This is a genomic window from Clostridium lamae (assembly GCF_033043255.1).
Lineage (GTDB): Bacteria > Bacillota > Clostridia > Clostridiales > Clostridiaceae > Clostridium > Clostridium lamae.
Window position 1 is genome coordinate 66,287 of sequence record NZ_JASCQJ010000018.1, and the last position, 6,512, is coordinate 72,798.

Sequence of the window (6,512 nt, forward strand, 5' to 3'; positions counted from 1 at the left end):
ATCTAATTATTAGGATTAAATCTATATCCTACTCCTCTTATAGTTTCTATAAACTTTGGATTTTTATCATCAGATTCAATTTTCTTTCTTAAGTATCTAATATGAACATCAACAGTCCTTGTTTCTCCATAATACTCATATCCCCATATTTTATCTAATAGAGTTTCTCTTGTCAGTATTTTGCCTCTATTTTTTACTAATATCTCTAATAGTTCAAACTCTTTTAACGTTAAATCTATCTTCTTATCTAATATATTTACTTCTCTTCTTTCAAAATTTATAGACATTTCACTTGATTTATATAATTCTTCATTATCAACAGATGATTTAGTTCGCCTAAGAATAGCCTTAATCCTAGCTAAAAGCTCTCTTATGGAAAAGGGTTTTGTAATATAATCATCTGCACCAAGTTCCAATCCTAAAATTTTATCTAACTCTTCTCCTTTAGCAGTTAACATTATTATAGAGATATCCTTAGTATTTGAATCACTTCTTATAGCTTTACAAACATCATATCCATCTAATCCTGGAATCATAAGATCTAATAAAATCAAGCTTGGATTTTCTTCCTTTGATAATCTTACAGCATCAACTCCATTATTTGCTGTAATAACGTTATAACCTGAGCTAATTAAATTATAACTGATTAGTTCTACAATATGATCCTCATCATCTACTACTAGTATTTTTTCTGATGCCATTAGTATCCCCCCTATTTAATAAAAGCAAATGAAAATAATCTTCCATAAGTACCTACTGATTTTCTATACGAATATAATTTAATATTATTTTCACAGTAAGTGCATAGTTTCAAAGAATAAATATTATTTTCTTTTACTCCAAATTCTCTCAAATCCTTTAATATACATTCTTCTAAACTCAAGTTTCTCCCTTTAAATAATAAGTCTTCTTGTATTTTTGTCTTTTCAACAAAAGATTCTTTTAATTCTTCAGAAACTTCATAGCAACACTGTCTTATATGTGGCCCTATAAAAACTTTTGTTTCATTAAGATCTATTTTAAATTCATCTACCATTTTCTCTAATGTTTTTAATACTATTGAATTAAAGGTACCTCTCCAACCACTATGAATGGAAGCTATAATATTATTTTTAATATCTGCTATGATTATAGGTACACAATCTGCAGTAAAAACTCCGATTGCTGTATTTTTTTCTTTTGTAATTATAGCATCTCCCTCTTCATTTTTTATACTTCCACTAATATCATCATAAACATGAATCTTATCACTATGAATTTGATTTAAATATTCTATATTATCTAAATTAAAATCTTTAACTATACTATTTAAATTTTCTATCCCAAAATCTTTATGTCTATTAAAGCTTCTATCCTCAACTGCTGTTGAAAAAGCTATATTAATTTTCCCTAATTTATATATAAGAAAATCTTTTTTATTATTAAAATCTTTTTCATATAAGCTTATCATCTAGCCACCTCATTTAACTATTTTAATATATTTTATCATTTATTAATGTGTTTTTCTATTTTTTCAAAACACTATTGATTAATTTTAACCGATTTTTAACTTAAAATAAGTATAATTATTTAATTTTTATAATTAAAATAAAAAAAGCTGTTAAAATGATAAAAATCATTTTATTACAGCCTTTTACTTTTTTGAAACTAAACTTTTTATCTCTTCTAAAAATGTATTTATATCTTTAAACTCTCTATAAACTGAAGCAAATCTAACATATGATATTTCATCTACACTCTTTAGTCTATCCATTACCATTTCTCCAATAGCCTTGGAATTCACTTCTGTTATCATTTTATTAGAAATTGACTTTTCAATATCTTCTGCTAAATCTTCGATTTGCTGTCTAGATACAGGTCTCTTTTGACATGCTCTAATAAGTCCATTTATAATTTTTTCCTTATTAAAATTTTCTCTAGTTGAATCTCTTTTAACAACTAAAATTGGAATGTCTTCAACTTTTTCATATGTAGTATATCTCTTATTACATTTTAAACATTCTCTTCTTCTTCTAATTGTTGTATTATCATCTGTTGACCTAGAATCTACAACCTTACTTTCCTCAAATGAGCAAAAGGGACATCTCATCTATTTCACGCCTTTCTTAAGTTACTTTATGCCTAATTTAAATTATACATATTTCTCACTATTATTTCTATAACTTTTTATAAATTTAGACTTCTATATCACTACTATCAACTAATATCACTTCTATTCCTGCCTTTTTCACCTTACTCCAAGGGATTTCGATATCTTCGTCTTTTGCAAACCATCCCTTAGCCATACCAGGTAATAATATAGAAATCACTTTACTTTCTTTAATGTCTATTACAAAATCCTTAATATATCCTATCTTGCTACCAGTCTTTATATCTATTACCTCCATTGTTCTAAGCGCATTTAATGAATGTAATAACAATTCATTTTCATCAATTGGTCTTTCTTCTTCCATTTTAATATTATCAAAAAATCCCATAAAAACCTCCTATTTTTATAAAGCATGTACACATTTATATATTTTTATAGAGCTCTTTTAGAGCTCTATACATATTTTCTCATGTGTTTTAACGCAGTTTTTTCTAGTCTTGATACTTGAGCTTGAGATATTCCTATTTCATCAGCTACTTCCATTTGAGTTCTACCATTAAAGAATCTCAAAGTTAATATAAGTTTTTCTCTATCATTTAATTTTTTCATAGCTTCTTTAATAGATATATTTTCTAGCCAACTTTCATCCGTATTTTTAGAATCACTTAACTGATCCATAACATAAATTGCATCTCCACCATCATGATATATTGGCTCATATAAAGATACTGGATCTTGAATAGCATCTAAAGCAAATACAACTTCTTCTCTAGGTAAATTTAATTCTTTCGCAATTTGTGAAACTGTAGGTTCTTTATTATTTTCTTTTATTAACCTATCTCTTACCAATAACGCTTTATATGCTATATCTCTTAAAGATCTACTTACTCTTATAGAATTGTTATCTCTTAAATATCTTCTAATTTCACCAATTATCATAGGAACCGCGTAGGTTGAAAATTTAACATTTTGGCCTAAATCGAAGTTATCTATGGACTTCATTAAGCCTATACATCCTACTTGGAATAAATCATCTACATTTTCTCCCCTATTATTAAACCTTTGAATTACACTTAAAACTAATCTTAAATTACCCTTTATAAAGGTTTCTCTTGCACTTTTATCCCCATCTCTCATTCTTAATAGTAATTCTCTTTTTTCTTTTTCTTTTAAGATAGGTAGTTTTGAAGTATTAACCCCACAGATTTCTACCTTATTAATAATCAAGTTATCAACCCCTTCGGAAGTAATATCATACTGCATTAAAAAGTATCCCCGAGACTGATATGTTTTATACTAAAGACAAACTAAATCATCTTATTGATTTCTTTTTTTAATCTATTAATAATTTTCTTTTCGAGTCTTGAAATATATGATTGAGATATCCCAAGCATGTCAGCCACTTCCTTCTGGGTCTTTTCTCTAGTTCCATTTAACCCAAATCTTAACCTAACAATTTCTTTTTCTCTATCATTTAAATGTTTAAGTGCTAAAAATAATAATTCTTTATCAATTTCATCTTCTATCAAATTATAGACTATATCATTTTCAGTCCCTAAAATATCTGATAATAAAAGTTCATTACCATCCCAATCGATATTTAATGGCTCATAAAATGAAATTTCAGCCTTTACTTTGCTATTTCTTCTTAAATACATCAAAATTTCATTTTCTATACATCTTGATGCATAAGTTGCAAGTTTTATCTTTTTCTCTGGATTAAAAGTGTTTACAGCCTTTATTAATCCTATTGTACCTACAGAGATTAAATCCTCTACTCCAACCCCAGTATTTTCAAATTTTCTTGCAATATACACAACTAATCTTAAGTTTCTTTCAATAAGAATATCTCTTATTGTCTCATCCCCATGTATTAATTTATCTACTAATTCCTCTTCCTCATCTTTTTTCAATGGTGGTGGTAATGCTTCACTTCCACCAACATAGTGTACATCACTTTTCAAAATCTTTAATTTTACTAAAATTCTATTTATCAGTACCTTTATTTTTATCATAACTATACTACTCCTCTTGATAATAATGCATTGAACTCATTTTCTTTGCTTAGTTTATTTTTACATTTACAAACTATAACCTCTACATCTTTCCATTCTTTATCTTCACCTCTAATTCTTACTTTCTTAGATTTAAATCCTCTAAGATTTCCATATTCACCTATTGTACTGTATGGTATCGAAAATTCTTCATCACTCTTTATATTAAATTCCTTAAGAAAATCTCCCTCAATTATTATACATGGCAAATTTGTTACAGGCTCCCTAAGGCCATTGCCCGTATCTAATAGTCCTTTAATTAAAATAGATTTCTGTTCATTTGAAATTTCTATATCATAAAGAAAATTTTGAACTAATGTCCTATCTTTCAAATAGTCAATTACTCTAACTATGACTATATAAAATGACATTAATGATAGTAATAAATATTTAATTGAATAATTATCAATCGAATAATCTTCAAAAAAACTATAATAATTTTCAATCATAGAAAATGAAAAAGTAATACCACATAGAGTAAATGCTAATATAATGAATGTAGTTGATGATTTTATTACTTTAAGTAAATTTGTATTTTTTGTACTAATCATAATCATTAATAAAATTACAATAAGCTTAAAGGGTAAAGAAACTAATATCTTATTATCCATAAACAAAACAAGTGTGTACAATGCACCAAGGATTGCTGCTAGATAAACTGTCTTATAATACTTATATCCTAGAACTTTTAATGCAATTAACAATAAAAATAGATTAATTATAAAATTTTCAATTAAAAGTATATCTATGTATATAACCATTTACCTTCCCCCTTTGTATTTAAATTATAAACTGTTTCATTTCAAAATTTTGTCATAATAACAAACTGTTTTTTTAATTTTAATCTGTAATTTACTACATTTAATTACAGTTATTAAAGTTTTTACATAAAAACTAACAAAGTTTTGTAATATAATTATTAATATGTTTTAAAATAAAAAAAAGACCAAGAAATTTGTATTCTTGGTCTTCAATACTTTAATTAACTATTTTCTTGATCTTAAAAAACTTGGAATATTTACACTCTCAGTTTCAATATCTAAAAGTGGGTCTACTCTAGTTGTTGTTTCTGTAGTTACTTTTTCATTTTCTTTTTCTTTTTCTTCTTTAACTATTTTCTTTTCAAAAATAGGTTCACGATTTAATAATCTATTATTATCTTCTTCAAATCCTGTAGCAATTACTGTTATTCTAATTTCATCTGTTAATGTTTCATCAATAACAGCACCGAATATTATATTAGCATCTGGATCAGCTGCTTCCCTAACTATGTCAGCTGCTTCATATACTTCTATTGCACCTAGATCTACGCCACCAGTAAAGTTTATAATAACTCCTGTAGCTCCATCAATTGAAGTCTCTAAAAGCGGAGATGAAATTGCTTGTTTAACAGCATCTTGTGCCTTATTATCTCCTGTTCCATTACCAACTCCCATATGAGCTAATCCCTTATTTAACATAACAGTTTCTATGTCAGCAAAGTCAGCATTAACAACTCCAGGAATTGTAATAAGATCTGATATAGCTTGAACCCCTTGTCTTAATACTTCATCAGCTAATTTAAATGAATCTAATAAAGTTGTTTTCTTATCAGCCATACTTAATAATTTTTCATTTGGTATTATAACTAAAGTATCGACTGCTTTCATAAGGTTTTCAATCCCCATTTCCGCATGTCTCATTCTTCTTTTCCCTTCAAATGGGAATGGTTTAGTCACTACTCCAACAGTTAATATATTCATAGACTTTGCTATTTCAGCAACTATAGGTGCTGCTCCAGTACCAGTTCCGCCTCCCATACCAGCAGTTATGAATACCATGTTAGCTCCTTTAATTGATTCAGCTATTTCTTCTCTACTTTCTTCAGCGGCCTTTTTTCCAATCTCAGGATTAGCTCCTGCTCCAAGACCTTTTGTTAATTTTTCTCCAATTTGTATTTTCACATTAGCATGTGATAACATTAAAGCTTGCTTATCTGTATTAACAGCGATAAATTCAACATTTTTAAGTCCTTCAGCGATCATTCTATTTACGGCATTACCACCGCCGCCTCCGCAACCAATTACCTTAATATTGGTTAATTCTTGCATATCTACTTCGAAATCTAACAAAATAATTCCTCCTTTAGAAAATAACTACTAGTAATTTTTCTACTTTGTTTCTTTTCATAATTAAACAATTTAAATAATCTCAAATTCACTAACTATATAACTACTTATACATTAATTTTACATCATATTATACCATTTTAACAATACTTTAATAATCAAATATTTAAAATTTTTGTTATATAAAGTAAACTTTTGTATTTTTTTGAATTTTTACATTCTGTATAAACTAAATTTTACAACATTTCAAAAATTATGTAA

Annotated in this window: 8 protein-coding genes; all 8 read right to left on the reverse strand. The window is 27.0% G+C overall.

What is annotated here, in order from left to right:
* Positions 1–2: 2 nt before the first annotated feature.
* On the reverse strand, positions 3–701 hold the full coding sequence (locus tag QK892_RS10345; RefSeq protein WP_317273470.1) for a response regulator transcription factor: 699 nt from the start codon (positions 699–701) through the stop codon (positions 3–5).
* 11 nt (positions 702–712) lie between these two features.
* Entirely contained in the window at positions 713–1,450 is a 738-nt protein-coding gene (gene pgeF / locus QK892_RS10350) for a peptidoglycan editing factor PgeF (RefSeq protein WP_317273471.1), read from the reverse strand.
* Between the two features lie 183 nt (positions 1,451–1,633).
* Positions 1,634–2,089, reverse strand: coding sequence for a transcriptional regulator NrdR (gene nrdR / locus QK892_RS10355; protein WP_317273472.1), 456 nt, complete (start codon positions 2,087–2,089; stop codon positions 1,634–1,636).
* 85 nt (positions 2,090–2,174) lie between these two features.
* A complete protein-coding gene (locus QK892_RS10360; protein WP_317273473.1) occupies positions 2,175–2,477 on the reverse strand; it encodes a YlmC/YmxH family sporulation protein in 303 nt (100 codons plus the stop codon).
* 65 nt (positions 2,478–2,542) lie between these two features.
* Complete coding sequence (gene sigG / locus QK892_RS10365) at positions 2,543–3,316, reverse strand: RNA polymerase sporulation sigma factor SigG (RefSeq protein ID WP_317273479.1); 774 nt, start codon at positions 3,314–3,316, stop codon at positions 2,543–2,545.
* 80 nt (positions 3,317–3,396) lie between these two features.
* Positions 3,397–4,104, reverse strand: coding sequence for an RNA polymerase sporulation sigma factor SigE (sigE, locus tag QK892_RS10370; protein ID WP_317273474.1), 708 nt, complete (start codon positions 4,102–4,104; stop codon positions 3,397–3,399).
* A gap of 2 nt (positions 4,105–4,106) precedes the next feature.
* Positions 4,107–4,904: a sigma-E processing peptidase SpoIIGA gene (locus QK892_RS10375; RefSeq protein WP_317273475.1), complete on the reverse strand. Its 798-nt coding sequence runs from the start codon at positions 4,902–4,904 to the stop codon at positions 4,107–4,109.
* Positions 4,905–5,129: 225 nt separating this feature from the next.
* Positions 5,130–6,254 carry a cell division protein FtsZ gene (ftsZ, locus tag QK892_RS10380; RefSeq protein ID WP_317273476.1) on the reverse strand — a complete coding sequence of 375 codons (1,125 nt, stop codon included), beginning with the start codon at positions 6,252–6,254 and terminating at the stop codon, positions 5,130–5,132.
* Positions 6,255–6,512 lie beyond the last annotated feature (258 nt).